Annotated in this window: 26 protein-coding genes and 1 riboswitch; of the genes, 8 read left to right on the top strand and 18 right to left on the bottom strand. The window is 57.5% G+C overall.

What is annotated here, in order from left to right:
- Window positions 1-347: 347 nt before the first annotated feature.
- Complete coding sequence (locus tag BCV73_RS00500) at window positions 348-1919, bottom strand: copper amine oxidase N-terminal domain-containing protein (protein ID WP_089545565.1); 1572 nt, start codon at window positions 1917-1919, stop codon at window positions 348-350.
- A 150-nt stretch (window positions 1920-2069) separates the two neighbouring features.
- Between BCV73_RS00500 and BCV73_RS00495 the strand changes: the two genes are divergently transcribed.
- Entirely contained in the window at window positions 2070-2453 is a 384-nt protein-coding gene (locus BCV73_RS00495) for a winged helix-turn-helix transcriptional regulator (protein WP_084204047.1), read from the top strand.
- Between the two features lie 121 nt (window positions 2454-2574).
- Here the strand turns inward: BCV73_RS00495 and BCV73_RS00490 are convergent, their stop codons facing one another.
- The gene (locus BCV73_RS00490) at window positions 2575-3081 is read right to left on the bottom strand and encodes a GNAT family N-acetyltransferase (protein ID WP_089545564.1); all 507 of its coding nucleotides are present in this window, start codon (window positions 3079-3081) and stop codon (window positions 2575-2577) included.
- 98 nt (window positions 3082-3179) lie between these two features.
- Window positions 3180-4025, bottom strand: coding sequence for an SDR family oxidoreductase (locus BCV73_RS00485; RefSeq protein WP_089550044.1), 846 nt, complete (start codon window positions 4023-4025; stop codon window positions 3180-3182).
- Window positions 4026-4348: 323 nt separating this feature from the next.
- On the opposite strand from BCV73_RS00485, the gene BCV73_RS00480 reads away from it, so the two are divergent.
- Complete coding sequence (locus BCV73_RS00480; RefSeq protein ID WP_089545563.1) at window positions 4349-5077, top strand: MBL fold metallo-hydrolase; 729 nt, start codon at window positions 4349-4351, stop codon at window positions 5075-5077.
- Between the two features lie 208 nt (window positions 5078-5285).
- Window positions 5286-6377, top strand: coding sequence for a M24 family metallopeptidase (locus tag BCV73_RS00475; protein ID WP_089545562.1), 1092 nt, complete (start codon window positions 5286-5288; stop codon window positions 6375-6377).
- 122 nt (window positions 6378-6499) lie between these two features.
- On the opposite strand, the gene BCV73_RS00470 is transcribed toward BCV73_RS00475, so the two are convergent.
- Window positions 6500-7183: a queuosine precursor transporter gene (locus BCV73_RS00470; protein ID WP_076173410.1), complete on the bottom strand. Its 684-nt coding sequence runs from the start codon at window positions 7181-7183 to the stop codon at window positions 6500-6502.
- Between the two features lie 298 nt (window positions 7184-7481).
- Window positions 7482-8564 carry a hypothetical protein gene (locus BCV73_RS00465; RefSeq protein ID WP_089545561.1) on the bottom strand — a complete coding sequence of 361 codons (1083 nt, stop codon included), beginning with the start codon at window positions 8562-8564 and terminating at the stop codon, window positions 7482-7484.
- Window positions 8565-8709: 145 nt separating this feature from the next.
- On the opposite strand from BCV73_RS00465, the gene BCV73_RS00460 reads away from it, so the two are divergent.
- Complete coding sequence (locus BCV73_RS00460; protein WP_218828079.1) at window positions 8710-8976, top strand: hypothetical protein; 267 nt, start codon at window positions 8710-8712, stop codon at window positions 8974-8976.
- Between the two features lie 13 nt (window positions 8977-8989).
- Here the strand turns inward: BCV73_RS00460 and BCV73_RS00455 are convergent, their stop codons facing one another.
- The 12 genes from BCV73_RS00455 to cobD form a co-directional block, all read right to left on the bottom strand.
- Window positions 8990-10384: an L-cystine transporter gene (locus BCV73_RS00455; RefSeq protein WP_089545559.1), complete on the bottom strand. Its 1395-nt coding sequence runs from the start codon at window positions 10382-10384 to the stop codon at window positions 8990-8992.
- A gap of 240 nt (window positions 10385-10624) precedes the next feature.
- On the bottom strand, window positions 10625-12238 hold the full coding sequence (locus tag BCV73_RS00450; protein ID WP_089545558.1) for a cobyric acid synthase: 1614 nt from the start codon (window positions 12236-12238) through the stop codon (window positions 10625-10627).
- A gap of 16 nt (window positions 12239-12254) precedes the next feature.
- Entirely contained in the window at window positions 12255-13088 is an 834-nt protein-coding gene (gene cobS, locus BCV73_RS00445) for an adenosylcobinamide-GDP ribazoletransferase (RefSeq protein ID WP_089545557.1), read from the bottom strand.
- Complete coding sequence (cobU, locus tag BCV73_RS00440; RefSeq protein ID WP_089545556.1) at window positions 13085-13678, bottom strand: bifunctional adenosylcobinamide kinase/adenosylcobinamide-phosphate guanylyltransferase; 594 nt, start codon at window positions 13676-13678, stop codon at window positions 13085-13087. The genes cobS and cobU overlap by 4 nt, the downstream gene beginning before the upstream one ends.
- Window positions 13675-14745 (bottom strand): nicotinate-nucleotide--dimethylbenzimidazole phosphoribosyltransferase, encoded by a 1071-nt coding sequence (cobT, locus tag BCV73_RS00435; protein WP_089545555.1) that lies wholly within the window; start codon window positions 14743-14745, stop codon window positions 13675-13677. Before cobT ends, cobU begins: the two co-directional genes overlap by 4 nt.
- 93 nt (window positions 14746-14838) lie before the next feature.
- Entirely contained in the window at window positions 14839-15618 is a 780-nt protein-coding gene (locus tag BCV73_RS00430) for an ABC transporter ATP-binding protein (protein WP_089545554.1), read from the bottom strand.
- On the bottom strand, window positions 15615-16661 hold the full coding sequence (locus BCV73_RS00425; RefSeq protein WP_076173418.1) for a FecCD family ABC transporter permease: 1047 nt from the start codon (window positions 16659-16661) through the stop codon (window positions 15615-15617). Before BCV73_RS00425 ends, BCV73_RS00430 begins: the two co-directional genes overlap by 4 nt.
- On the bottom strand, window positions 16661-17674 hold the full coding sequence (locus BCV73_RS00420; RefSeq protein ID WP_089545553.1) for an ABC transporter substrate-binding protein: 1014 nt from the start codon (window positions 17672-17674) through the stop codon (window positions 16661-16663). Before BCV73_RS00420 ends, BCV73_RS00425 begins: the two co-directional genes overlap by 1 nt.
- Window positions 17675-18026: 352 nt before the next feature.
- A riboswitch (cobalamin riboswitch) is annotated at window positions 18027-18244 on the bottom strand.
- Between the two features lie 284 nt (window positions 18245-18528).
- Complete coding sequence (locus tag BCV73_RS00410; protein ID WP_089545551.1) at window positions 18529-19236, bottom strand: histidine phosphatase family protein; 708 nt, start codon at window positions 19234-19236, stop codon at window positions 18529-18531.
- On the bottom strand, window positions 19224-20195 hold the full coding sequence (gene cbiB, locus BCV73_RS00405; RefSeq protein WP_089545550.1) for an adenosylcobinamide-phosphate synthase CbiB: 972 nt from the start codon (window positions 20193-20195) through the stop codon (window positions 19224-19226). The genes BCV73_RS00410 and cbiB overlap by 13 nt, the downstream gene beginning before the upstream one ends.
- Window positions 20192-20914 (bottom strand): adenosylcobinamide amidohydrolase, encoded by a 723-nt coding sequence (locus BCV73_RS00400; protein ID WP_089545549.1) that lies wholly within the window; start codon window positions 20912-20914, stop codon window positions 20192-20194. The genes cbiB and BCV73_RS00400 overlap by 4 nt, the downstream gene beginning before the upstream one ends.
- A gap of 161 nt (window positions 20915-21075) precedes the next feature.
- Window positions 21076-22170, bottom strand: coding sequence for a threonine-phosphate decarboxylase CobD (gene cobD / locus BCV73_RS00395; RefSeq protein ID WP_089545548.1), 1095 nt, complete (start codon window positions 22168-22170; stop codon window positions 21076-21078).
- 173 nt (window positions 22171-22343) lie between these two features.
- Here cobD and lplA point away from each other — a divergent pair, with 173 nt between their 5' ends.
- Window positions 22344-23345: a lipoate--protein ligase gene (gene lplA, locus BCV73_RS00390; RefSeq protein ID WP_089545547.1), complete on the top strand. Its 1002-nt coding sequence runs from the start codon at window positions 22344-22346 to the stop codon at window positions 23343-23345.
- Between the two features lie 188 nt (window positions 23346-23533).
- Window positions 23534-23998: a GNAT family N-acetyltransferase gene (locus BCV73_RS00385; protein WP_089545546.1), complete on the top strand. Its 465-nt coding sequence runs from the start codon at window positions 23534-23536 to the stop codon at window positions 23996-23998.
- Between the two features lie 52 nt (window positions 23999-24050).
- On the opposite strand, the gene BCV73_RS00380 is transcribed toward BCV73_RS00385, so the two are convergent.
- A complete protein-coding gene (locus BCV73_RS00380) occupies window positions 24051-24311 on the bottom strand; it encodes a YqkE family protein (protein WP_076173427.1) in 261 nt (86 codons plus the stop codon).
- A 175-nt stretch (window positions 24312-24486) separates the two neighbouring features.
- Here BCV73_RS00380 and BCV73_RS00375 point away from each other — a divergent pair, with 175 nt between their 5' ends.
- Both BCV73_RS00375 and BCV73_RS00370 read left to right on the top strand, forming a co-directional pair.
- Complete coding sequence (locus BCV73_RS00375) at window positions 24487-25389, top strand: DMT family transporter (RefSeq protein ID WP_089545545.1); 903 nt, start codon at window positions 24487-24489, stop codon at window positions 25387-25389.
- Window positions 25390-25733: 344 nt separating this feature from the next.
- Window positions 25734-26531, top strand: a complete 798-nt coding sequence (locus BCV73_RS00370; protein ID WP_076173429.1) for a Cof-type HAD-IIB family hydrolase — start codon at window positions 25734-25736, stop codon at window positions 26529-26531.
- Window positions 26532-26577 lie beyond the last annotated feature (46 nt).

Genomic DNA, 26577 nt, shown 5'->3' with positions numbered 1-26577 from the left:
GCTGATTTCATATAACTCCCATTCTACGACTATCGCATACTCTTTCCTTTCCCACCGAGTATGCGATATTCGTATTAATTTGTATCTCCCATGGTATTCGAAATTACCAAATTATTCAATTCAATAATCGATCCAGCTGACTCAGTATACGGCGGACGTCTTTGATGCTGACATGGGTGTAGATTCCGGTGGTTTTAGAGCTTCCGTGCCCTAATAATTCTTGAATGTACCGGAGATCTTATCCCCACTAAAAAAAGGCAGCCCCTCAGGGCTGCCTTCAGTTCTTCTCATACGTTCCGCATTCTTCATCCGAGTTTTCAAGCTTTCCAGCTTTCAAACCCATTAATCTACTCCCGCTCAATCGTCACCAGTTGCTCACTCTTATCCCAGTTCACCTTCGTGCCGAAAGCGTCGGCCACAAAACGCAGCGGAACGTACAGTGTGCTGTCGCGGTTGATCACCGGCTGGGTCAAGGTAACGGCTTTGCCGTCGATCGTCGCTTGCTTGGAGCCTTCCTTGATAACGATCTGGGTGCCTTTCAGGTCATCCACCATCGTCAGCTGCTTCGTGGCCCCGTTCCATTTCAGTTGGGCATCTAGCTGATCCGCAACGTATTTGATCGGCACCATCGTCGTGTTGTTCACGATAATGGCTTCCGGGTAGTACCAGTAGTCTTCGTCGTCCTCAGCATTTTGGCGCGTTGTCAGCGAAATCTGCTTTTGCGTAATCTTCGCGTCTTCCGTCAAGAGACGGTACAGATCGGATTTCGCATCGAGATGACGGATCACTTCGCCTGGCGTCACGCCGATCAAGCTTGGTTCCCACACGCCTTTGGACGTGTCGACCTTATTCACGGTCACCGGCTGGTTGACGTTCCACGTCTCCGACTGCGAGTGAACTTTCACCTGCTTCACAGGCACGCCTTCGCCCTGCGGAATTTGGATCGTCAGGTCCATGTTCTGCTTGCGGATCTGCAGCTTGCTGTCCAGGAAGAAGTCCAGGGACAGCACGGTATCCTTGCCAAGGATCACCGACATATCGGGTTCAGCCATCATTTCTTTGACGGTGTCGTCGTATTGAGGCAGGAACTCGTTCAGCGCCTTCAGCGCTTCATCGGTAAAATAAGTCACCGCCGCGTCTTTATCCTTCAGCACGCTTTCCGGCGTGCCGAACGCTGCAGCCATATCTCCCATGTCCTCACCGGACTGGCTAAACGTAGATTCAAAGATCGGATAGTAGACGTCGTAGACGGCCGCGATCATTTCTTTCAATCCTTCTTTGTCCTGGGATACGCTGGTCAGGAAGCCTTTAACCAGGCCTGCCAGCTCATCACCGCGAATGTCGATGTGCAGCTTCTGCAGCGACAGCGATTCGCCGTTCACTTTGTCAGTCACGGAGGACAGTGCGATCGAGGACGGGTTCGGCGCGTGCTTGATCAGGAAGCCGCCGACATCCTTCACCATTTTCAACGCGCTTTCGTTGGACATTTGAAGTCCAGTCATCGTGAGCCCTTCCATGCCTTCCATGCCGTTCAGCGGAATCACGACAGGTTGAGTCATGCCTTCAAGAGACAAGGCCAGGTTGTCCTTATCTACGGACAGATGGAACGGAATTTGCTTGCCGTTAACTTTCACGGCGCCTTCAATTGATCCGGTGTTTGGATCCTGCGTACGAGCCGAGTCAATCGTGAGCGAGATCGAGTTGATCAGGTCGATCATCTGCTTATCTTCTGCCGTCAGCCCGCTATCCGCAGGCACCAGTTCAAGCGACATCGAGGACTTCGCTTCGGACGATTTGACATCCAGGGTACTGAGCACCGCTTTGTTGACGTCCAGGCCGCCAACGGCCTGACAGCCTGCCAGCACAATCAGCATGATGGCCAGTCCAAGCGCCAATCCCCATTTGAAACGCTTCTTCATCAGTTTACCTCCCCATTATGTATGCATGGAAAAAATTCCATTTTATATAGTATGCCAGCAGGTAACACCGAATGTAAAGAACATTTCAAACCGTATATATTTAACGCTCCATTTGCGATATAATGAACATCATAAACGAGGTGAAGAAGCATGCAATCAAGTCCTTTGTGCCCCAAATTGGAAAAAGGGATGGAAATTATCAACCGGCGCTGGACCAGCCTGATCATCCATCAGCTGCTGAGCGGCCCGAAGCGTTTTTGCACCATTGAATCCTCCCTGCCGATCAGCGGCCGGTTGTTGTCGGAGCGGCTTAAGGATTTAGAGCAGGACGGTGTCGTCCGGAGAGAGGTTTTTCCGGAAACACCGGTGCGAATCGAATATTCCCTGACCGAGAAGGGCATGGCACTCGAACCGGTCATCCGGGGAATCGAGCTCTGGTCCGAGCAATGGGTCACGATTGATAATGCGGACTCCACGCCCGCCGAAGCTGCCAAGTGCTGCGAAGCGAAGCCTGCCTGCGACGAGGACCTTTAATACGTACGGATTGGATCCCCCCCTCCTCACCAACAACAAAAGGCGCCTGCTGCATGCAGAGCGCCTTTTTGATATTTCTGCCTTTATTATGGAAAATGAGCCGTCATTGCCTCCGGGCTTACTATACTTTGCGCCCAACGATGACCAAATCCCGTTCCACGCCATCCAGCTCGGCCACGCCCGGCAGCACGCCCCAATCCTCAAAGCCATAGCGGCGCAGCAGCTTCAGACTCGGTTCGTTATGCCCGAACACAAAGCCGACCAGCCGGTTCAGTCCGAAGCGTGGAGCTTCGGCCAGCGCCTTTTCCAGCAAAATCCGGCCAACGCCCGCCCCGCGGCACTCTTCCGCCACATAAATACTGATCTCCGCCGTCGCGTTATAGGCTGCCCGCCCATAAAAAGACTGGAAGCTGAGCCAGGCCACAACCTTCCCTTCGGAACGCATGACCCACAGCGGACGGTGATGGCTGTTATGCTCATGGAACCAGGCCAGCCGGCTCTCTACCGTCACAGGCTCCAGATCTGCGGTCACCATTCTTCCCGCCACCGTCGTGTTGTAAATATCGACCACCGCCTGCAAATCCTCCAGCGCGGCGTCTTCAATGATGTAATGTTGTTGCGTCGTCATCTGCCCTGTTCAGCCTCCTACCGCTTGTCTACGAATCGTTATTTTCTATTGTAAAAGAATCCGGGAATCTGTGCTATAGGAAGCTTTTGACGCTTTACTCACCCGTCCAGTCCCACCATCTGCTCGCTCCAAGCCCACAAGCGTTTTGCACTCTCCCGGTCGGCTGCTTTGGGCTTCAGCGCCTGCTGCTTTTTCCGGTAAAAATATTTCCCGCTCACGCCCGCAACCTCCGGCGAAGCTGCCAGGTAAATGGCGGTGTCCGCCCCCTGCTCCGGCGTCAAAAACATAGGCTTCAGCGCGGCCAGCACCCGCCTGCCAAAGCCCGTATCGCGGTTCACCCCGATTTGCGTCGCGACAGCGCCGGGATGGACGCAGTTCACGGTAACCCGGGTGTTTTTCAGCCGCTCGGCCAGCTCCACCGTGAACAAAATGTTCGCGAGCTTCGACTGGGCGTACGCCTTGATCGGATTAAAGCTGCGAGACAAAAACGGATCGTCAAAATGGATGCTGCCGGCCTTATACGCTCCGGATGCAACGACCACGATTCTTCCCTGCTCCGCCGCGGTCAGCCGGTCCAGCAGCAAGTTGGTCAGCAGAAAATGGCCCAGGTGGTTCACGCCAATGTCCATTTCGAAGCCGTCGCGGGTTAGCTGCCTTTTCAGCATGACTACCCCCGCATTGTTGACCAGCACATCCAGCACCGGATAACGCGCCTTGAACGCCTCCGCAAAGCGGCGGATACTCGCCAGATCGCCTAAATCGCACAGCATCAGCTCAATCGCCTGCGAGCCGCTCCGGCGGATAGCCTCCTGCAGCGCAGCTTGGCCGCGCGACTCGCTGCGGCACACCATAATAACGTGCGCTCCCTGCTTCGCCAGTTCGACCGTCGTCGCCAGTCCCATACCGGAGTTAGCGCCTGTCACGACTACCGTTTTTTGCTCCATGCTCACCCAGATCCCTCCCTTTACGCGTACTGCTTTTTCTAAAATACTAGCACACAGGCAAGGGAAAGCGTAGATGGTTCTGCTGAATTCCTCCCCTCTTCTTTCCGCATAGGCAGCGCCATGATATACGGCTTTTCCGCAGGCTCATACTAAAGTGGCATCCTGCAGGACCTGGCCATATCGGACAGCATTTTGCATCACCAAGACTCGAGGCACTTTCCAGAACTGCTTTTTCTTTTTGCAGATGAGAGGTTTATAATAGAAGCAATCCATGCTTTCACATTAAAAAACATAGGAGGTGTACCGGATTTATCCGGGAAATCATGCAAATCGGACATCAGATCGTATCCATTGAGCTGTTTGCCCAGCCGACGGCCGAGCAGCCTGCTTACCAGCCGGTCCTGCTGTGGGATGAAACCGGAGCCACGCTCGTCGACACCGGCAATGTCGGCCAGTTCGACCAGGTCCAGAAAGCAATCGCCGAAGCCGGTCTCACCCTGAACGATATCAAGCGCGTCATCCTCACGCACCAGGACATCGACCATATCGGCAACGTATCCCGCCTGCTTGAAGCCAATCCCGGCATCGAGATCTGGGCCCATGAAGACGATATTCCCGTCATCACCGGACAAGAGCCGCTGATCAAGGTCACGCCGGAGCGTCTCGCCCAAATGCCCGAAGCGGCCCGGGAGGCGGTTCAAAACGTTCTCGACGAGCGTTCCTCCATTTCCATCAGCCGGGTGCTGCATGACGGAGATCATCTGGAGCTGCACGGCGGCATTCAAGTAATCCATACTCCAGGGCATACACCGGGGCATATTTGTCTGTACCTTCCCAAAGAAAAGCTGCTGCTCGCAGCCGATGAGCTGACCATTCGCGAGGGTGAACTGCAGGGACCGGTACCCGGTTTCACGCCGAATATGGCACAGGCCATCGAAAGCATGGGCAAGCTGGCCGATCTGCCGCTGGATGGAGTGTTCTGCTACCACGGCGGCTTGTACGACAAGTCTCCGAACGAACGCATCCGGGAGATCATTCAAAGTCACCGGTAACCCATACGTCTATCGGCGTTATTGCGTTAAAGATGACCGCGTTTAACGGAAGTTTTCGGACCGCGTAACCATAGGATTGAAGTGACACGGGGAGCCTGGATCGGGCAGTTCGATCAACGAGCCATCGAGCCATCGGGCAATCGGACAACAACATTGACGTACACGGCCTGCCCACCAGCCCCTTCTACATAAGAAAGGATGAATAATCATGAGCAACCGAATCACCGCCTTGGAAAAGGCCATGAACGAACACGGCCTCGACAGCCTGCTCGTCACCGACCCTAAGCATGTTTATTACCTGACCGGCTTTGCCAGCAACCCGCATGAACGGTTTCTCGGCCTGCTGCTGACCCGCGGCGAACAGCCGCTCCTGATCGTACCCGCCCTCGATGCCGAGGCCGCCCAGGCCGCATCCTCGGTAAAAAACATCATCACGCATGCCGACACGGACAATCCGTACGACCTGCTTCGGCAGCAGTTCAAGAACACGATCGGCACGCTCGGCATCGAAAAGGAACAGATTAGCGTGGCGCGCTACGAACAGCTTCAGCAGTCGGTTGGCGCCGGGCAGTACGAAGATATCGGTCCGCTGCTGCGCGCGATGCGCGTCAGCAAGACACCGGAGGAAATCCAGCGCATGAAGCATGCGATTGACCTGATTGAAGAAGTGCTGCGGCAGGGCCTCTCCCGCGTGAAGCCGGGTGTGACCGAGATCGAAATCGTCGCCGAGCTTGAATATTTAATGAAGAAACTCGGTGCGGACGGTCCTTCGTTCGACACGATGGTGCTGACCGGACCGAAGACGGCGCTCCCTCACGGCACGCCAGGTCAGACCAAGATCCAGTCCGGCGACCTGCTCATGTTTGACATGGGCGTCTACGCCAACGGCTACGCTTCCGACATCACCCGAACGTTTGCGGTCGGCGACATTTCGCCGGAGCTGACGAAGATTTACAACACCGTGCTGGAAGCCAACCTGCAGGGCATTCAGGCGATCAAGCCGGGCGTGACGCTGGCTTCTATCGACCAAGCGGCCCGCCAAGTAACGGAGGACGCAGGCTACGGCCAGTACTTCATGCACCGTCTCGGGCACGGCCTCGGCATGGATGTGCACGAGTATCCGTCCGTGCACGGCGGCAATACCGACTTGACGCAGCCGGGAATGGTTTTCACCGTGGAGCCGGGCATCTATGTGCCGGGACTTGGCGGTGTGCGGATCGAAGACGATATCGTCGTCACTGACAACGGCGTTGAAGTCCTGACCTCGTATCCAAAAGAATTAACGGTAATCGGCGGCTAATGCCCTATGAAACGGCAAAACCGGAAGACCCCATCGCTAGATGGATCTTCCGGTTTTTTGTGCTGCAACCATTCAGCTTATCTATTGAACAGCGGCAATCATACAGTAGCCGTCTGCTCTGCTTAATCCTCGTCCTTGAATTTGAAATCGCGGGCGATATATAGAAACGGCGTTCCCACCGCGGTCAGCACGAACTTGATCAGATACGTCGTCAGGAAGATTTCAATCCAGACCGACAGCTCGTAACGTCCGGCAAAAGCAATCGTGCAGAAAATAAGCGTGTCCACCAGCGAGCTGATCATCGTGCTGCCGTTGTTGCGGATCCAGAACTGGTTCCGCTCGCCGAACAGCTTCCGCAGCCAGGCATACAGGCGCACGTCCAGGAACTGGCTGACGAAGTAAGCCGTCAAGCTTCCCAGCGCCAGGCGCGGCATCAGGCCGAAGATGTTCTGCAGCGATTCCTGCGCGAGGTCGCTCTCGTCCGGCGTAAAGAACAGCGCCATCTGCATCAGCAGCGTCGTCATCAGCAGCGTGAAAAAGCCGAACCACACCGCCTTCTGCGCTTCCTTACGGCCGTATTTTTCGTTCAGCAGGTCACTGGTCATATACAAACTGACATACATCGTGTTGCCAAGCGTCAGGACGATGCCGAAAATATCGATCGTCTTCGTCACCTGAATGTTCGCGATCACCGTCGCGACCCCGATCCAGGCGTACAGCCCCTTTTTGCCGAATAAACGGTAGCACAGCAGGTACAGCGAAAAATTAACAAGTACGAACAAAATACCCCACAACAAATTGTACACTCGTGTTCCTCCTAGTTTTGATTACGCGGGATGGTTGCGAACCGCGGTTTTGGGGTCTTTGTCTATTCTATCAAACCCAAAACATGTACTACTGTATCACACGGAAACCGAAGTTGCCATGTTTTTTTCTGGGACCTGCAAATGTCTTGGGCAGGCCCCGGAACCACCGGGAGACACAGCTGCAAACAAAAACTGCCCACGTTCCGGCGTTCGCAGCCGGCATGGGCAGTCTTTTCAATATCGCATATAACATGGATCACACTCGTTCATCGTCCTGAACAAGGCACAAGGCACGGCTTTACTGCACGTCCGAATTGGTAAAATACAGCGTCTGCGGTCCGGCCGCTCCACCGGTCAGGCTCAGCTCGGCCGCGATTGTTTTGCCCTTTTTGTTCACCGTAAATTCGGTAAACTTCCAGGCGTTCTGATAGTTTACGAACGGCGATTGCAGCAGATCCCTGCCCCAGCCGATCACATAGTGGCCCGCGCCGCCGGAGGGGTTATCGTACACGGAAATGGTCCGTTTGACGTCCAAATCGTTGTTGATGGCCACGCTGAGGTTGTACATGACCCCATAGTTGCCGTTGTTGATGACGGTTCCGCCGTCCACCGCGTTCCAGCCTTCCTCATACTCACCCGGCATGCTGTCGCTCCACGGACCGCTCGCCGCTGAGGAAATGCGGATCAATGAATTGCCGCTCGACGTATTGTAGTCCAATGTGCCGGTACGGTCCGCATGAGGGAATGTCCCGCGCACGTGCACATCCTTCGGCAGAATCGGTACGTCCAATGGGTTGGCCGGCTGCTCTTTATAGCCCAGCGTCGTGACCGTGACGGTCGCGTCCCCATGCCCTTGCTGCGTATACGCGGCAAAATTGGCGATGCCGCTGGCGGTGTGCGTATTTTCCGCAAGGGCGGTCAAATAATAGCTCTCTCCCGGCTGCAGGATTGCTTCCTTCTTCTGGGCCGCACGATTGCTCATAAAATCAGCCAAGGCCGTCTGACCGGCAACATCCGGATAATAATCCGTCGCAAGCCCGATCCCCTCCGAGAACAGCATGACAGGCTCGTCGGACGTGTTGGTCACAGCCACGGCCACGGTCAGCGGCTCACCGGTCATATTTTGATGATGCCAAAATACGCGGAATGATCCGGTCACCGCATCCCTGTAGTAAGCGCCTTCAACTTTGGGGGATTCCGGAGAGTCGCTCAGGATCAGGGATCCGCCCGTTCCCGTCAGCACCGGTTTCACCATGGGGACCGCCGGTTTTAGCGTCTCAATCGGTACCAGCTCCGCGTCGTCCGCAAAAGCCGCAGCCGATCCGGACAGCAGCAGCGTGCCCAGCAGGCCGATGTTCAGCAGCCATTTCGTCTTTTTCATGCTCATTCCCTCCTGAATTTGTAAGAGTATCCTTCCAGGTGGCGATCGTGGGATGTCATTTCGGATGGTTAACATGTTCGCGAAGGTGCGTTGTTTTCCTTTTTTTAGGGACTGCGGCCAAAGGCTCATTTCTTGGGGTTGTTTCGTGACGAATACTATTTTGCCCGATGGTGCGGGGCTCTCAAACATCTCAGCGCTGTTAAGCCTTGCTGCGGTACGTATCCTTTCTCCGCGGCCCCTCCCCGCCCTGAGGACAGTTCGCTTGGGTTCGTCAGCCAGTCCTTTGGTCGCAGAAAATAACGTCGAATGGTCTAGATTTTTATTACAAACTAAAAATGCCGATCCTCTCAAGCTATACTTTCTCATATCAAAAAAAGAAACCAAAGCCCGCAAAGGCTTTGGTTTCTTCTGACGCGTCCGCAAGCTTACGCATGCGCCGAGTCAAGCTCAACATGATTGTTGTTAAACGTATCCTGGTCGTTCTCTTTCAAAATTTTACTCGAGATCAGACCGGCCGTGATCGAGTCGTTGACGTTCAGCGCCGTGCGTCCCATGTCGATCAGCGGTTCAACCGAGATCAGGAGACCGGCGAGCGCCACCGGCAGGTTCATTGTGGACAGGACGATCAGGGATGCGAAGGTTGCACCGCCGCCGACGCCGGCAACCCCGAAGGAGCTGATGGTTACGATCAGAATCAGTTTAATAATGAAATCCCAGCTTGTCGGATCGATGCCGACCGTCGGTGCGATCATCACCGCCAGCATCGCCGGATAAATACCGGCGCAGCCGTTCTGGCCGATTGTGGCACCGAAGGTTGCCGACAGGTTGGCAATCCCTTCCGATACTCCAAGCTTCTTCGTCTGGGTTTCCACGTTCAGCGGGATGGTGGCCGCACTGGAACGGGAAGTGAATGCGAAGACGAGCGTCGGGAAAACTTTGCGTACGTATTGGATCGGGTTAAACCCGAACAGTGTAATCAGAATCAGATGAATGATGAACATGACGATCAGGGCCACGTACGAAGCGCCGACAAACTTGGCCAGCTTCAAAATCTCATCGATATTCGTGGTAGCGGTCGTCTTCGTGATCAAGGCCAGGATGCCGTATGGCGTCAGCCTGAGCACCAGTGTAACGATTCGCAGGACCACCGCATAGACCGCTTCGACCATTTTGCGGAAGGTAGCCGCCTGCTCCGGTTTTTTACGGTCAATGCCGAGAACGGCAACTCCGATAAAGGCCGAGAAAATGACGACGGCCAGCGTCGAGGAGCGGCGTGCCCCGGTCATATCTGCGAACGGATTGGTCGGAATGAATTCCAGCACCTGCTGCGGGATGGATTTGTCCTCTACCTCTCCCACTCTCTCTTCCAGCTTCTGACCTTGCGCTTGTTCGCGGTCTCCCGCTTGAATCTCAATCGCCTTCAGGTTAAAGGACAAGCTGGTTACGATACTTACCGAAGCTGCGATCGCTACGGTGATCAGCAGAACGGCGATAATCGAGCCGCTCATTTTGCCGAGGTTCTGTTTGCCCTTCAGGTTCATGATCGCCGAAATGATCGAAACCATGATCAGCGGGATAACGACCATTTGTAACAAGCCAACATAGCCGCTGCCGACAAGGCTGAACCAGTCGGTAGACTTGCTGACGACCTCCGATTGCGTGCCGAAGGCCCATTGAAGGATAAATCCGAAAATAATACCGAGCGCAAGGCCGGTAAATACGCGTTTCGTGAACGATACGTGCTTCTTCTGCATCCAGATCAACAGGCCGATCAGGATGAGCATCACAACGACGTTCACCACAGTCCAAAGTGTGTCCATCTCTCTTTCGTTCTCCCCTCTTATAACAATAATGTTAACGTCTGTCCCTGCGGCTTGCCCGCGGGCAGGTCGCTTGCTTTTTTGGGCAATCTGTGAAACTGGACTTTAGTGTAGCATAATTCATACTATTTGGGTAGGGTTAATTTCATGTTAGAATTTGCTGTAAAAAAAGAAAAAAGAAGCCATTCGCCAAGTGTACTTCGGAATGACTTCTATTTATTACCCGCATCCTGCTCAAAACTATACCGTCTTGGCGGATATTCCCATGATTTGATACACCCGCTCCAGATCGAGATGCGCTCTGACAAGCGATGCAACCCGGTCAAACTCCTGCTCTTTCAGCCCCGATGCGGAGAAAGTCTCCTTCACCGGGCGGAGCCCTTTGCTCTCCCGGATCCGGTCAAGCCATAAACGCCGAAGCCGGTCGTTATGAAACACCCCGTGCAGATAGGTGCCCCAGATCCGCCCGTCCAGCGTCCCCCAGCCTTCAGCGGCCGGCTGCTCTCCGTCCGGCCCCAGCTTAAACACCGGGGCCATCTGCTCCCCTTTCAGGCTGCGGCTCTGCCCCATATGGATTTCGTATCCTTCGACGGAAATCGGTTCGCCGGCGGCCAGCAGGCATCGGCTCTCCGCGGACAGCAGCAGAGGGGAATGGTCCGCAACCCGGCCGGTCACCCGGACCGTGCGCTTCTCCTTCGCAAACGTCGTCGCGACCGGCAAATAGCCGAGTCCCTCCTCCTCCCGGGCTACGCCACCATCGGCGGCGTCCGGATCATGCAGCATTTTGCCGAGCATCTGGTACCCTCCGCAGATGCCGGCCAGATGCGCATCGCCCGATTCGACGGCTGCGGCGATCGCCAGATCGAAGCCCTGGCTGCGGAGATACTGAAGGTCCCCGATCGTATCCTTCGTCCCCGGCAAGATGATCACATCCGGATGACCGAGATCGGCCGCCTTGGTAATAAAGCGGACCCGGACATCCCTCTCCTCCTGCAGCGGGTCAAAGTCAGTGAAGTTGGAAATGCGCGGATAGCGGATGACGGCAATGTCGATATCCGCTTCCGGGCTTGACTGCCCTTTGGCGGTCAGCTCATCCAGCACGACGGAATCCTCGGCCTCAATGCGGATGTCCGGGATGTACGGAAGCACGCCGAGCACCGGAATACCGGTCCGCTCCTCCAGCCAGTCCAGCCCCGGCTGCAGCAGGGACAAGTCCCCCCGGAACTTGTTGATGATAAAACCTTTTACCCGCTGCCGTTCGTGGGGCTCCAGCAGCTCTAAAGTACCCACCAGGAACGCGAACACCCCGCCCCGGTCGATGTCCGCAACGAGCAGCACGGGCGCATCGGCCCAGCCGGCCAGGTTCATATTGACGATGTCCCGGTCCTTCAGATTAATCTCGGCCGGGCTGCCTGCACCTTCCATCACGACGATGTCGTACTGCCTACGAAGCCTGTCGAGGGCTTCCAGCACCGTGTCCTTCGCTTCCGGCAGAAAGCGGCTGCGGTAATCGGTCGCGCTCATGTGTGCCAGCGGGCGCCCGTGAACGACGATCTGCGAATGCATATCGCCCGTCGGCTTGATCAGAATCGGGTTCATATCGGTGGTCGCCTCGATCCCGCAAGCTTCGGCCTGCATCCCCTGCGCCCGTCCGATTTCCTTGCCGTCCGCAGTCACATAGGAATTCAGCGCCATATTTTGCGACTTGAACGGTGCCGTGCGGTATCCGTCCTGCACGAAGATGCGGCAGAGCGCCGCGGTCACGACGCTTTTGCCGACGTCCGAAGCCGTTCCCTGCAGCATCAGCACGGCTCCCGGTAAGCCGTCCTTCCGTGTTGTATCGGTTAATTCCATCGCGTCTGCCCCCTTGTCAAAAACGGTAGATAAGTATGGTCAGCACGAGCAGAAGCACAGTCTCGATGCCCTCGTTCAGCGCGCCGTAGGTGTCGCCCGTTAAGCCACCGAGCTTGGCGTCCATCCGCCGCCCTGCCCACCATCCGGCAGCCCATGCCGCCAAAGGAAGCAGCAGCCAGGCTAATCCGGCATGAAGCCAGGTGATGCCTCTATAATTCCAGATCCCGGCAGGTCCGTAGGGAAGCAGCGGAGACAGCAGCGCCGCGATCAGGGTGAGCCCTGCCGCCAGCAGGAAGGACTCCATGCTCTGCTTCCGGGTCATGCCGTTGAAATAGCTGCCCGCCAGTCCCTCTTTGCCCCGCGCCATCGGCCAGGAAGCCATCGCATGGACCATGAACCAGCGGCTCCATATCGGCGGCAGCAGCAGAAGCAGCGGCGGGAGGCCGCCGAGCAGCAGCGAGTAAATCAGCGATGCCTTCAGCAGCAGGAGCAGCACGCAGGCCATGACGCCCATGGCCCCGACCCGGCTGTCCTTCATGATCTCCAGCATCCGCTCCCGCGAGCGGTAGCTGAGCAGGCCGTCCGCCGTGTCCATCCAGCCGTCGAGATGCAGGCCCCCGGTCAGGCCGACCCACAGAATCAGCATGAGCACGGCGGCAGGAAGCGGCGGAAGCAGATACGAAGCGGCCGCTCCGCCGATCCAGACGGTCAAGCCGACCGCCAGCCCGACCAGCGGATAGAAGCGCGTACTCCGGCGAAATAGCTCTGGCGTATAATCCAGGGTCATCTTGACCGGAAAACGGGTCAGAAATTGAAAAGCGGCCGCAGCCGCCTGAACGTTCATTTTCATAGGTGATACTCCCTGCTCTTGAGCTCGATCGGAATGCCGGCCGTCACCAGAAAAACCTGGTCGCTGACGGCCGCTACCTTGCGGTTCAAGATGCCCGCGTAATCGCGGAACACCCGGCCCAGCCGGTATTCCGGCACGATGCCGTCGCCGACCTCATTGGTGACGAGCACCAGCGGAGCGGGATACGCCTGAATCTGCTCCACGAGCTGGTTGATGGCTTCCATGAGGCGCGGTTCCATATCCTCCTCGCCCTCATGCGCCAGAAGCGTATTGGACAGCCACAAGGTCAGGCAGTCCACCAGCACGGCCGGCGCGCGATCTTCCGCGGATGAAGCTGCGCCAGCAGGATCAGCCTGCCCTGTGCGCAGCGCCTGCAGCAGCTCCGCCAGCCGCAGCGGCTCCTCCCGGGTCTCCCAGGGATACGCCGCTTCGGTGCGCTGCTGCCGATGGAGGGCAATCCGCTCCTCCATCTCCCGGTCAAAAGCCTGCGACGTTGCCACGTATACCGCCTGCCCGGCGTGGGCCATCATCCAGCGCTCCGCAAAGGAGCTCTTGCCGCTGCGGGCGCCGCCCGTTACGAGTACGCTCACTCGGACGTCACCGCCTCGCCGCCGGAAATGCCGGCGCTTTCGAAGGTGGCCATCTCGCGCACGATACGGCACGCCGCGTCCACCAGCGTCAGGCCGAGCACGCCGCCGGTGCCTTCGCCGATGCGCATGTCCAAGTCAAGCATCGGCGCCAGCCCGAGCTCCTGCAGCAGCAAGCGGTGCCCCTGCTCATGCGAGGCGTGGGACGCGATCATGTATTCCGCGGCCAGCGGACAGATTGCCCGCGCCAGCAGAGCGGCGGCGCTGGAAATGAACCCGTCGATGACCACGGGACATCGATGGGCGGCGGCGCCGAGAATGACGCCGGCCAGGCCGCCGATTTCGAGCCCGCCGACCTTGGCGAGCACATCGATCGGGTCGGCCGCATCCGGCGCGTTGACGGCGAGCGCCTTCTCGATGACGCCGATCTTATGAAGCAGGCGCTCGTCGGTCAGGCCTGTCCCGCGTCCGGCCGCCTCCTTGACCGGCGTGCCGGTCAGCGCGCACATGACGGCCGAGCTGGCCGTCGTGTTGCCGATGCCCATTTCGCCGGTAACGAAGATGCGGACGCCTTGCGCCACCGCTTCCTCGACGACGGCGATGCCGGTCAGGATCGACTGCTCTGCTTCCTCGCGGGTCATCGCCGGCCCCTTGGCCATATTGGCCGTCCCGTACCGTACCTTGCGGGACACCAGCTGCGGATGGGCCAGGTCGCTCTTCACCCCGATGTCGACGCAGACGATGTCCGCGCCGGCCAGCCGGGACAGCACGTTGACCGCCGCGCCTCCGGCGAGAAAATTGAGAATCATCTGCGGCGTCACTTCCTGCGGGAAGGCGCTGACACCTTCCTCGCACACCCCGTGGTCCGCAGCCATGATGATAACCTCTTTGCGCTCGAACAACGGCTTCGTCTCTCCGGTTATGCCGGCCAGCCGGATTGCCAGCGACTCCAGCTTGCCGAGGCTGCCCGGCGGTACCGTCAGGTTGGCGATATGGGCAGCCGCCTCCTTTGACGCGGTCTCATCCAGGGGCTGAATCCGCTCCACGTACTGCTTCAAAAGTTCGTTCATCTTGCATCTACTCCCTCTCTCGTAAAACTGCCTTCAAACCGATCAACTCACAGCACGCTTACTTTCCGCACTCTTCTCCGGGCTGCTTTAATCCTACCGCTGCCTGGTCACCAGCACCTGCGGAATACCGCTGACCGGATGGGGAACAATGACCGGCTCAATACCGTATACCAGACGGATCGTTTCCTCGGTAAGCATGTCTTCCGGCTTTCCCATTCCGACCGCCTGCCCGTCCCTTAATACCAGCAGTTTATCACAAAACTGCGCCGCCAGGTTCAAATCATGCAGGACGGCGACGACCGTGATGCCTTCTTCTTTCCGCCACTGTGCCACCAGCTCCATGAACTGGTGCTGGTAGCGGATGTCCAGATACGTCGTCGGCTCGTCAAGCAGCAGAATCTGCGGCTCCTGCGCCATCACTTTGCCTAGGGCGACGCGCTGGCGCTGCCCGCCGCTCAGCTCATCCAGCGGGCGGTCCGCAAGCGCGTGCAGCTGCAGCTTCTCCATAATGTTCTCGATCAAGGCGTCAGGATCGCCGCCCTCGTCCCGGCCGAGCCAATCCTGGTACGGGTAACGTCCCATCTCCAGTACTTCCCTGACCGGATAATGGACAGGAGGAAGGCCGTCCTGCTGGAGAACGGCCATCATGCGGGAGAGGATTTTCCGGTTATAGGCAGAGGCTGGTTTGCCGTGAATCAGCACCTCGCCGCTGCTGACCTTCTCCACGCCGGAGATCAGCTGCAGCAGCGTTGACTTGCCGCTGCCGTTCGGCCCGATAATCCCCCACCATTCGCCTTCCTGAACCGACCAGTTGAGGCCATGGAGAGCTGTGATGCCGCCATACTGTTTCCCTGCTTCCCTGATCTCGATCATGTCCATCTCCCCTTCCGCTGCTTTTTGTTCCGGTACAGCAAATAGGCAAAAAACGGAGCGCCTACGAAGGCCGTCACCACGCCGAGCGGAATCTCCGTCGGCGCCAGCAGGGAGCGGGCGATCGTGTCAGCCCAGACCATGAAGACAGCTCCGCCGATGGCTGACAGCGGAACGATCAGCCGGTAATCGGGACCGGTGATCAGTCGGATCACATGCGGAATGACGAGTCCGACGAACCCTATAATGCCCGCAACCGACACCGCGGCAGCCGTGAGCAGCGTGCTGACGAGCAGCACCCCCAGCTTCACACGATCCACGTTCATTCCCATATGGGCCGCCTGCCGCTCACCTAAGGACAATAGATTCAGCGCGCGGGCCCGGCTCCAGACCACCGCAAATCCCACCAGAAAATACGGCAAAAGGATGGCCGTATACGACCATCCACGCAGGCTGAGGCTGCCCATTGTCCAATATATAATTTCATTGATCGTCCGGTTCGACATCGCCGAAAGGAAGGATACGACCGCTCCGAGAAAGGACTGCATCACCACGCCTGACAGAATCAGGCTGTTCGTCGGAATTTTTCCGCTCTCCCTGGCCAACGCGATGACCATCCACAGCGTCAGCATTCCGGTCACGAAAGCGACCGCAGGCAGCGTCCAGCCGCCGAAAAACGAATACTGCAGCCCGAAAAAGATCAGGAACGACGCGCCTACCGCCGACCCCGAGGAAACCCCGAGCGTAAACGGATCGGCGAGCGGGTTGCGCAGCACGCCCTGAAATCCCGAGCCGGCCACGGCCAGAGCCGCGCCGACCAGCATGCCCAGCAGAATCCGCGGCAGCCGCACCTTCACAATAATCTGCTCAAACGATGCGTTCCACGTCGGGTCGATATGGCTTCCGATCCATGGAATCCGGTGCAGCAGAATGAGGGCGATGTCCCGGATCGGCAGCGCGACCGAGCCGATCCCCAGACAGATCAGCAGGGTCAGGACGAGCAGGACGATGCCGATTCCTCCATAGCCTGCCAGCTTTTTGCTCATTATTTAAACAGGTCCGGATAGATGGCCTTCGCCACTTCCTTCAGGCCCTGCGTGACACGCGGACCCGGACGGCTCAGCAGATTGTCGTCAAGACCGATGACCGCATCGTTCTTCACGGCTGTAATCTGGTCCCAGCCGCTGCGGCCTTTAATGATATCGCCTAGGCTTTTCTTCGTCTTCTCGTCGATGACGCTGTTGGCATACAAAATCACGTCCGGGTTGTCCTTGATGATTTTCTCTTCGCTGATTTCGCTCCAGCCCTCGGTGTCCGCCGCCACGTTCACGCCGCCGGCCAGGGTGATCAGCTCATCCATGAACTCGCCCTTGCCGACCGTCCAGCCCGGGGAAAATTCGATGTATACCTTTTTCTTCTGCTCTGGCGTCAGCGATTTGACTGCTTCGGTAACCTCATTTTCCTCCTGCTTCATCTTGTCGACCACCGCTTTGGCTTCCGCCTGATGGTCAGTGATGAGGCCGTAGGTTTCGATATTTTTGATCACGTCATCGACTGTCTTCGGATCGGTCTTGAAAATTTGAATGCCAAGGTCGCGCAGCTTCTTCACCGCTTCCTCGCTCATCGAAATGCCCGTGAATACGATGTCCGGCTGGGCCGCAATGATCGCTTCCTCGTTCGGTTTAGTAATGCCGCCCATTTTCGCCTTGGACTTGGCTGCTTCCGGATAATCGTCATAATCGGATACCCCGACGATCTCGCTGTCCAGACCAATCGCGAAGAGCGCCTCCGTCTCTGCAGGAGATACCGAGATAATATGCTTCGGCGCTTCCTTGAAAGTAAAGGACTCTCCCGTCGCATCCTGAATGGTCAGCGGATAGGTTGTTTTCAGTTCGTCTGTCTTTGTCTGCGACGCACTGTTATCCGTGTTTTGCTCCGTCTGGGCAGCAGGCTGCTGCGAGGCGGAGCTGCCTTCGTTCTTGGCGCCGCAGGCGCTCAATGATAAGGCAAGCAGCAGCGCCGCGAGGCCTGTGGACCAGCGTTTCAACGTTACGTTCATGATTTCGTTCTCTCCCTCTTTGTCTATCGAATAATTTGCACAAAAGAGGCCTGACCGGTATACGAAAACGGAATAAACCTGACGGAAATGCTAGAGTTGCAGCGCCGCTGCTCACCATGAGCAGGTGTATGGCGTCTGCCGCTCCATTCTTTGTCAACTAAAAAACCCTGACTCTTGTTCGATCAAGAATCAGGGATTACGTCTGCACGGAACATCCCGCGGCATCGCCGCGATGGACCGGTGTGCCTTGTGGCATGGTGCGAGGCCAAGAGTTCAAGCCAATGCTTGCTTGAGCCGCGGCGAACATGCGTTATGAAGGGCACGTGAAACGTAATCCTTTCCTCGAAGGACCGTCATTTCCTCTCGTGAGGCAGGTCTCCTGACTTACAGGCTGGGTAAAATCGTCCCCGCCTTCCCATCCCGTGTTGCTGCGGGACAGTGGCTTCCTGGGGACATACCTGTTTACAGTGGCGGGACCGTGCCGGAGTTGCACCGGCTTCCCTTTTCACCCGGATCAACGCTCGCCTTATACGGCAGACAGCTTCCGGGACCTCACAAGCACTCCTATTCAATTATCCTGGCCATGCTTCTTTTGTCCTGATTATAGGGGAAAAGCCTGCGGGTGACAATGGAATTTTTGTGTCCAGCGACGCGCCGGGGTGCATGTCCGGTCACGTGCCCGGGAGCATGTCCGGACGCGGGCCCGAGAGCATGGCCAAACCCGGGGGAACGGCCGATTCGGGAAGCAAGTCCTTGTATGCCAGCGGCCTGAGCCCTTTCGCCGTTTCCCATTGCCGGAGTGCAGAAAAGCTCGGACCAGTCGATGACGACCATTACCTCGCTCGCATCCTCTCTCAAGCTTCATTCACCAGCATGCCGTCCCAACCGCCGGTTTCTTCAGTGAAGCTCAGCCGGATCCGCAGCAAACTCCCGGGCTGAATGTGAACGTCCCAGAAGGACAGCCCCGGGACGAGGCGGACCGCGAGCTGCCGCAGAGCGCCGCCGTGGGCGACGATCAGCATCTCCGGCGGAACCTGAGAATCGGGGCCGGTGCCTTCCGGTCCTTGCGATCGGGAATGCGCCGCCTCACTTTCGGTCTGGGTTCCTTCAGGTCTGCTGCAAGCCCCCTCCACGTCCTTCAACAAACTGCCGACAAACCCGTCGATCCTCCCGGAAAAATCCGCCCATGACTCCCCGCCCGGCGGGGTCACCTGCTGCGGCGAATCGATCCACTGCCGGTAAAGGAACTCGTGCTGCAGCTGTTCATAGGTATGCCCTTCCCAGGCGCCAAAGTCCATTTCCCGCAGCCGCGGGTCATACATCGCAGTATCTGCGTGTGCCGGACTAATGATCGCCAATGTCTCCCGGCATCGGGCCAGGTCGCTGCAGTATACGCCGTGGAACGCCTTCCCGGTCAGCTCCCGGGCCAGCGGCGCAAGCTCGACTCTGCTGCCCGGATCCAGCGGGATATCCGTATGCCCGAGGTAACGCTTCTCCCGGTTCCACCGCGTCGTGCCGTGCCGGACCAGCAGCAGATCGACCTGTTTCACTAGGACGTCCATAAACTGCCTCCTGCCGCCCACAGCACGGCGATGCCCAGCAGAATAAAGATGACCGATACCGTGATAAGCAGCCGGATCGTCATCGTGATGTCGCGCGCCTCCATCGGGCGCAGCGCCTCGCCCATGTAAGCCCGGAACGAGGCGACGCCGTGGTACACGTTCTCGCCGCCGAGCCGGATGCCGAGCGCACCCGCCACCGCGGATTCGGGAAAGCCGCTGTTCGGGCTCGGATGCCGTCGCGCGTCCCGGCGCACGGTGCGCCAGGCTCTGGCGGCGTCCAGCCGCAGCAGCCAGGCGGACAGCACCAGGATGCCTGCGGTGATCCGGGCGGGAATGAAGTTCGCAATGTCATCCAGCCTCGCCGACGCCCAGCCAAGCTGCAAATATTTGTCGTTCTTGTAGCCGACCATGGAATCGAGCGTGTTCACCGCCCGGTAGGCCATCGCCAGCGGCGCGCCGCCGATGATGGCGTAGAACAGCGGCGAGACGACGGCGTCGACGATATTTTCCGCCACCGTTTCGACCGTGCCGCGGACGATCTCCGGCTCGTCCAAGTGGGCCGTGTCCCGGCCGACGATCATGCCGAGCGACTTGCGCGCCTCCGGCAGATCGCCGCGCCGCAGATGGCCAAGCACTTCCTTTCCGGCATCCTTCAGCCCTTTGACGGCGATCGTCGTGGCGATCAGCAGCGCCTCCACCGCCCAGGCCAGCCACGGATGCACCTGATGCAGCCCCCAGAGCACAAGCCATGTCAGCAGCAGGGAGCCGCCCGCCACGATGACCGGGAGCAGTATCCCCGCCCTCTTGAGTCCTAACGGGCGGGTGACCCTTGCCCGAATGGCATTCTCCACCTTTTTGATCGCCTTGCCCATGCCGATGACCGGATGGGGAATCCACCTCGGATCCCCGATGATCCAATCGATGATAAAAGCCGCGGCAAGGATCCATACCGCGGTCATTTCCGCTCGCTCCAGGCCGCCAGCAGGCCTTCCTTCACCGTGCTGTACACCGCGCGTCCAATCATCGCGCCGAGGTCGGTCGCGGTGCCTGCATAGCGGTGAAGCCCGGCGTAAGCGGCGCTTTGGCTGACGCCGAGAACGACGGCGTCCGTCGTCGTCCCCGTGGCGATCAGCCCATTGTCCGGGTCGCGCACGTCAAGATCGGCCAGCGCCGCGGCCTTGGCCTCCACCGCCGTCATGACGGCATTCAGCATGGCCGCCTTCGTCAACTGGCCGTCGATGGCCAGCATGATGTTGATCGTTCCCGGCGTATAGGCCGCGAACGTCCGCCGCTCCGAGCCGGCACGGGCCGCATTGGATACGCCGGCCGTCGTACAGCAGAACACCGCGGCCTGCTCGTTCTTCTCCTCATGCACCGCCGCATGGCGCAGCTGGACCGCCGTCAGCAGCCCCGCCGTCGTCTCCAGCGGGTATCCCCACGCCGTGAGCCATTCCTCCGTATCGCGCACCGGGTCGCTGCAGTCGTACGTCCGGTCTACATACATATTTGTCACCCGCTGCAGTCTGCTCATGCCGCCTCCGTGAATGGAGCTTCCGAGGCCGTCCAGCAGCTCCGGCGCCTCAAGCAGCAAATGCCGCTCTTTCCGCGTCAGCACGAGCCCCGGCCACACGGTGGAACGGTACGTATCCTGCAATCCGTCCATAAATGGTGTCGTCATCGCTTCTTATCCCCCATATCGATCTTGTGTTTATGCGGACTCCAAAATCCGGTCCACAAAGGCTGTGCACATCGTCGCGTCAGCGGCTACCGGCATAGCAGCCGTACCAGCCCTGTGTCTTGGGCTTGCACAGCCTGTCCTTTCGTGCAGATCAGTGCAGATCATTCCGCCCGGCTGGCGAGCACGTCGCCCAGCACCGCCAGCAGCCGCGCGTTGGCGTCCGCTCCCTTCACCGCAAACCGGACATGTCCCGGCCCCAGACCCGGGTACATGGCGCAGCTGCGGATCAGGACGCCGCGAAGCCCGAGCTCGCGCTGCAGCTCCCCGGCACTCCAAGGTGCCGGCAGCTCCGCGAGCAGGAAGTTGGCTTCGCCGCCGCTCACGCGGCAGCCCAGCCCCCGCAGGCCAGCCCTCAGCCGGGCGCGCTCTGCGGCGATCAGCTCCAGCGTCTCGCGCTCATGCGACTCGCCGCCCTCGAGGCAAAATTCCCCGGCGAGCAGGGCCAAGCCGTTGACGCTCCACGTCACCTGCTTGCCCGTCATCGCCCGGATCACGTCCGGATGCGCGGCCGCATAGCCCAGCCGCAGCCCCGGAATGGCATAAAACTTCGTCATCGAGCGGACCAGGATCGTCCGCGGAAACCGCTCCAGCTCCGGCAGCAGCGTCATCCGCTGCCCTTCCGGGATGAAGTCGATGAACGCCTCATCGACGACAAAATAGGTCCGGGTCCGCTCCGCCTCGGCCGCCAATTCCCGAATCTCTTCGAGCGGATACTGCACACCGTTCGGATTGTTCGGCTGCCCCAGAAAGAGCAGGTCCACCTTTTTCATCAGTCCGGCAATGTCCGAAACCTCAGCTCTCCAGTCGCGCTCCCGGCTGCCGAAGACGGCATGCACCTCGGCGCCGAACTGCTCCGACAGCTGCCGGTACTCCGAAAAGCAGGGCTGCACGATCCCGACCCTCGACGGCGCCAGCCCGAGCAGCAGGAGCGCCATCGATTCCGCCGCCCCGTTGCCGATGCTTAAATGTTCCGGCGTCACGCCCAGTTTGCGGGACAGCAGCGCTTTCAAACGGCGGTGTCCCGGATCCGGATAACGAAGGATAGAAGGCAGCGCCTGTCCCAGCTTCGCCATGACGCCTTCCGGCGGACCCAGCGGATTGATGTTGGCGCTGAAATCCAGAAAGGACGCCGGATCGCCGCCGTACAGTTCCGACGCGCTCTCCAGATCCCCGCCATGTCCGTATCGTTCCAGCATATGTATTTCCCCCCCCAGCAGTTCACTGTCTTAAATCGCTTGCGAATGACCCCATTATGGCGCCAAATTTCGCTGCGCGTCAATTCGGTTTTCGCTTTTGTTTCTTGTCCGCAATTGGTTTACAATAGACAAGGAACCGAATTAATTAAGGCCTTTTAACGGAGGAATCAAATATGCTGTTTATCGATAACCAGGGAATTACCGACCCTGCCGTCAATCTGGCGATTGAAGAATTCGCCCTCAAACATCTGCCCATGGACGACAGCTACCTGCTGTTTTACATTAACCGTCCTTCGATCATCATCGGTAAACATCAGAACACGATCGAGGAGATCAACCAGGAATACGTGAAGGACAACAATATCAAGGTCGTTCGCCGGCTCTCCGGCGGCGGTGCGGTTTACCACGACCTCGGCAACCTCAACTTCAGCTTCATCACCAATGACGACGGGGAATCATTCCACAATTTCCTGAAGTTTACCCAGCCGGTCATCGACGCGCTGCACCATATGGGTGTCAACGCGGAGCTGAGCGGACGCAATGACCTGCAGGTCGGCGAGCAAAAGATTTCAGGTAACGCCCAATTCTCAACCCGGGGCCGGATGTTCAGCCATGGCACGCTCATGTTTAACCTGAATCTGGACGATGTTCAGGCTTCCCTGAACGCCAATCCGGAGAAATTCAAGTCGAAGAGCACCAAGTCCGTACGCAGCCGCGTTGCTAACATCAGTGAGCTGATGAATCAGAAGATGACGATCGAGGAATTCCGCTCCGAGCTGCTCCGCTACATTTTCGGCATGGAACCAAACGAAGTGCCGCAGTACAAGCTGACGGAAGCCGATTGGGAGATCATCAACCAAATTTCCAAGGACCGGTACCAGAACTGGGAATGGAATTACGGGCAGTCTCCGCAGTCCAACGTCAAGCATACGAAGCGGTTTCCGGTCGGCATCATCGACATCCGGATGGATATCAAGGACGCGCGGATTCAGGATATTAAAATATACGGCGACTTTTTCGGTGTCGGCGATGTGGCGGATATTGAGGACCGTCTGCGCGGCAAGCGTTACGAAGAATCCGAAGTCCGGGAAGCCCTCGCGGACATCGACGTGAAGCACTATTTTGGCAACATCGTGATGGACGACCTGATCGGTCTGATCTTTTTGGAAGAATAGTCAGCTCCGGAAATCGTCCTTATTGTAGTAGTGACATACAGCAAAGAGAGGCCCCATGAATTCCATGGTCCTCTCTTTTTTATCGCTCCAACCCTCTCATCCTATGGTATAATCGGCTGCAAAAGCTTGCAGAAGGTTGCCGTTTCGCTTACCGCTCAGGCTGCTATGAACGGAGGTAAGGTTTTTCCATGGAAATCAGGCAGATCCTTGAAACTGACTATGACCGTGTAATCCCGGTCGTTAACGACTGGTGGGGCGGGCGCCAAATGACGCATCTGCTGCCGAAGCTGTTTTTCGAGCATTTTCAAAATACCAGTTTTGTGATAGAGGAAAAAGAGAGTGGAAAGCTCGTCGCCTTCCTGATCGGTTTCCAGTCCCAGACGCATCCAAACGAGGCGTATATCCATTTTGTCGGCGTTCATCCGGATTACCGCAAGCAGGGTACGGCCCGGACGCTGTATGAGCTGTTTTTCGAAAAAGTTCTTCAGCTCGGCTGCGACACGGTGCGCTGCATTACCTCGGCTGTGAACGAAACGTCCATGAATTTTCACGCCCGCATGGGCTTTAAGCTGACGATGGCCAAAGACTATGCCGGCCCGGGGCAAGATTACATCTTATTCGAAAAGAAGCTACATATGGACAGTGAAAAATAAGCACACAAAAAGCTGCCGCTAACCGGCAGCTTTTCTAATAGAGATCATTTTCTCATTTATATTTACGCCAGTCCATACTGCTGTTCTCCAGCAGATGTTCAAAATCGTTATCCAGGCGCTTCTGTTCCGCTTTGCGCGCTTCGGCCGCTTGTCTCTCCTGCTCTTCCTTCTGCTTCTGCTGCTCCGCCTTCAGCTCGCTGGACTGCTGCTTCAGCTTATCCAGCACCTCGCTGCTCAGGAGATCCTTCAGCGTTGCCGGTTTATCCGAGACTTGCGGCTTGCTTGGGGCTTGGTTTCGGTTCTTCTTAGCCATCGTATCATCTCCGTTTCCACCCACATTATAGCAGGTTTCCCAGGCTCCGTCATGCCCTGAAGCCGCCCTTAGCGCCTTTTTGATCCTTGTTCTCCCTCGGGTTTTACGATACAATTTGGTCGCTTGCCTGTTTTGCACAGGCCGATCGTACGAACCGTGAAAGGAATGACTTCATTTGAACCGCTCCCGTATTGCCGACCTCAGCCTGCTCATCGTGGCGATGATGTGGGGATGTACCTTTTTGATCGTGCAGCATGCGGTCCGGGTCCTGCCTCCCCTTGCCTTCAACGGCATCCGCTTCTTGGGTGCGGCGGTGCTGCTGGCTCTGATCATTACGTTTTTCTACCGCAGCCAGTGGCGGGATATTTCCGGCAAAATGCTGCTCCACTCGTGCCTGCTGGGCCTTTTTTTGTTTCTGGGCTATGCCTTTCAAACGGTGGGACTGCTGTACACGACCACTTCGAACGCCGGTTTTATTACCGGTTTGTCCGTCGTGTTTGTTCCGTTTTTGGCACTCCTGCTGCTGAAAAGCCCCATATCCCGCTATACGTGGATCAGCGCGCTGCTGGCCGCCGCCGGCTTGTACCTGCTGGCTTTCGCCGGCACCGCCCTTACGCTGAACAAAGGCGACTTTCTCATCTTCCTGTGCGCGGTGGCGTTCGCTCTGCATGTGGCGTATACGGGCGTGTTTGCGCCGCGATATTCCGCGCTGCCCCTGGCTGCGATGCAGATGGCGGTTGTCGGGCTGCTCAGCCTCCTCTCCTCGTTGTTATTTGAGGATGTGGGCCCGTTGGCGCAGGTGGCGGATCGTCTGCTGAAGCCAGAAGTGATCTGGGCGCTCCTGGTCTCGATCGGTCCGACCAGCGCGTTCGCCTTTTGGATCCAGACCGTGTGCCAGAAATATACGAACCCGTCGCGGGTTGCCGTCATTTTTGCCATGGAACCAGTCTTTGCGGCATTAACGGGCGTCACCTTCGGAGGAGAGGTGCTGGGCGCTGCGGCGGGACTGGGATGTATTTGTATTTTTGCCGGAATGATCCTCGCGGAATTGAAATCTGCCCCGCGTGAGGTACAATAAGAAAAGTATGATCGATGCAATCCACAGAAGACAGACCGCTTTTAGTGGAATCTTTTCTTGCGAGATCAAGATGCTTTTCCCAATAGAGGTTGGACTTTCTGATCTCTAAAGAAAAGTATGATCGATGTAATCCACAGAAGACAGACCGCTTTTAGTGGAAACTTTTCTTGCGATAATAGAATGCTTCAGCTTCGCTGAAAACGATAGATTCTATTATCTAGATAAGAGCCATACTGTGCAGGAATGTTTAGAGAAATACCCATCCTGCGGTAGAGAGAACATGGACGAGCATTTCAGCGCCCTTATAGGCAGAGAGGTTCGCCATGATTAAAGGAGAGAGAATCATGTACAAATTGATCGCGATCGACATCGACGATACTCTGATTAACGACGATAAAGAGGTGACTCCGGGCACCCAGCAGGCACTGGAGCAGGCAGTCGCCAAAGACGTAGTCGTCACGCTGGCCACGGGCCGGGCCTATGCCTCTGCCCAAGCCATTGCCCGCCAAACCGGGCTGAACGTGCCGATCATTACGTACCAAGGGGCACTGGTCAAAAACCTGATGGACGAAAAAGTGCTTTACGAGCGCTACGTGCCAAAGGATGCGGGCTACAAGCTGTTCCAATACTGCATCGAGCATAACCTTCACCTGCAGGTTTATATCGACGACAAGCTGTACGCCCGTGAAGAGAACCAGAAGCTGAAGGATTACAGCGAGCTGAACCGCACGCCTTACTATATCGAGCCGGATTTTGAAAAGCTGATTGCCCAGAAGACGCCGAAAATGCTCATCATCGACGATCCGGCCTACCTGGATCAGCTGATCCCGATTCTGCGCGACCTGCTGGGAGACGAAGTGCACATCACCAAATCGAAACCGCACTTCCTCGAAATCATGCACCGCGAAGGCACCAAAGGCCATGCCCTCACCTTCCTCGCCAGCCACTTTGGCTGCGACATGTCCGAGACGATCGCTATCGGCGATTCCTGGAACGATCATGAGATGCTGGAAGCGGCAGGACTGGGCATTGCGATGGGCAACGCCATCCCGGCGCTGAAAGACATTGCGAACTACGTAACGTTAAGCAACAACGATGAAGGCGTGAAGGCCGCGATCGAGAAGTTCGTGCTGAACGTTTAATTCGCCAGGAGAGATCCACCTTAAAGTTCAACCCAAAAAGACAGCC

Source organism: Paenibacillus sp. SSG-1 (genome assembly GCF_002224835.1).
GTDB lineage: Bacteria > Bacillota > Bacilli > Paenibacillales > Paenibacillaceae > Paenibacillus_AQ > Paenibacillus_AQ favisporus.
The sequence above is the reverse complement of the archived record's forward strand: the minus strand, read 5'-3'. Positions and strand labels throughout refer to the sequence as shown.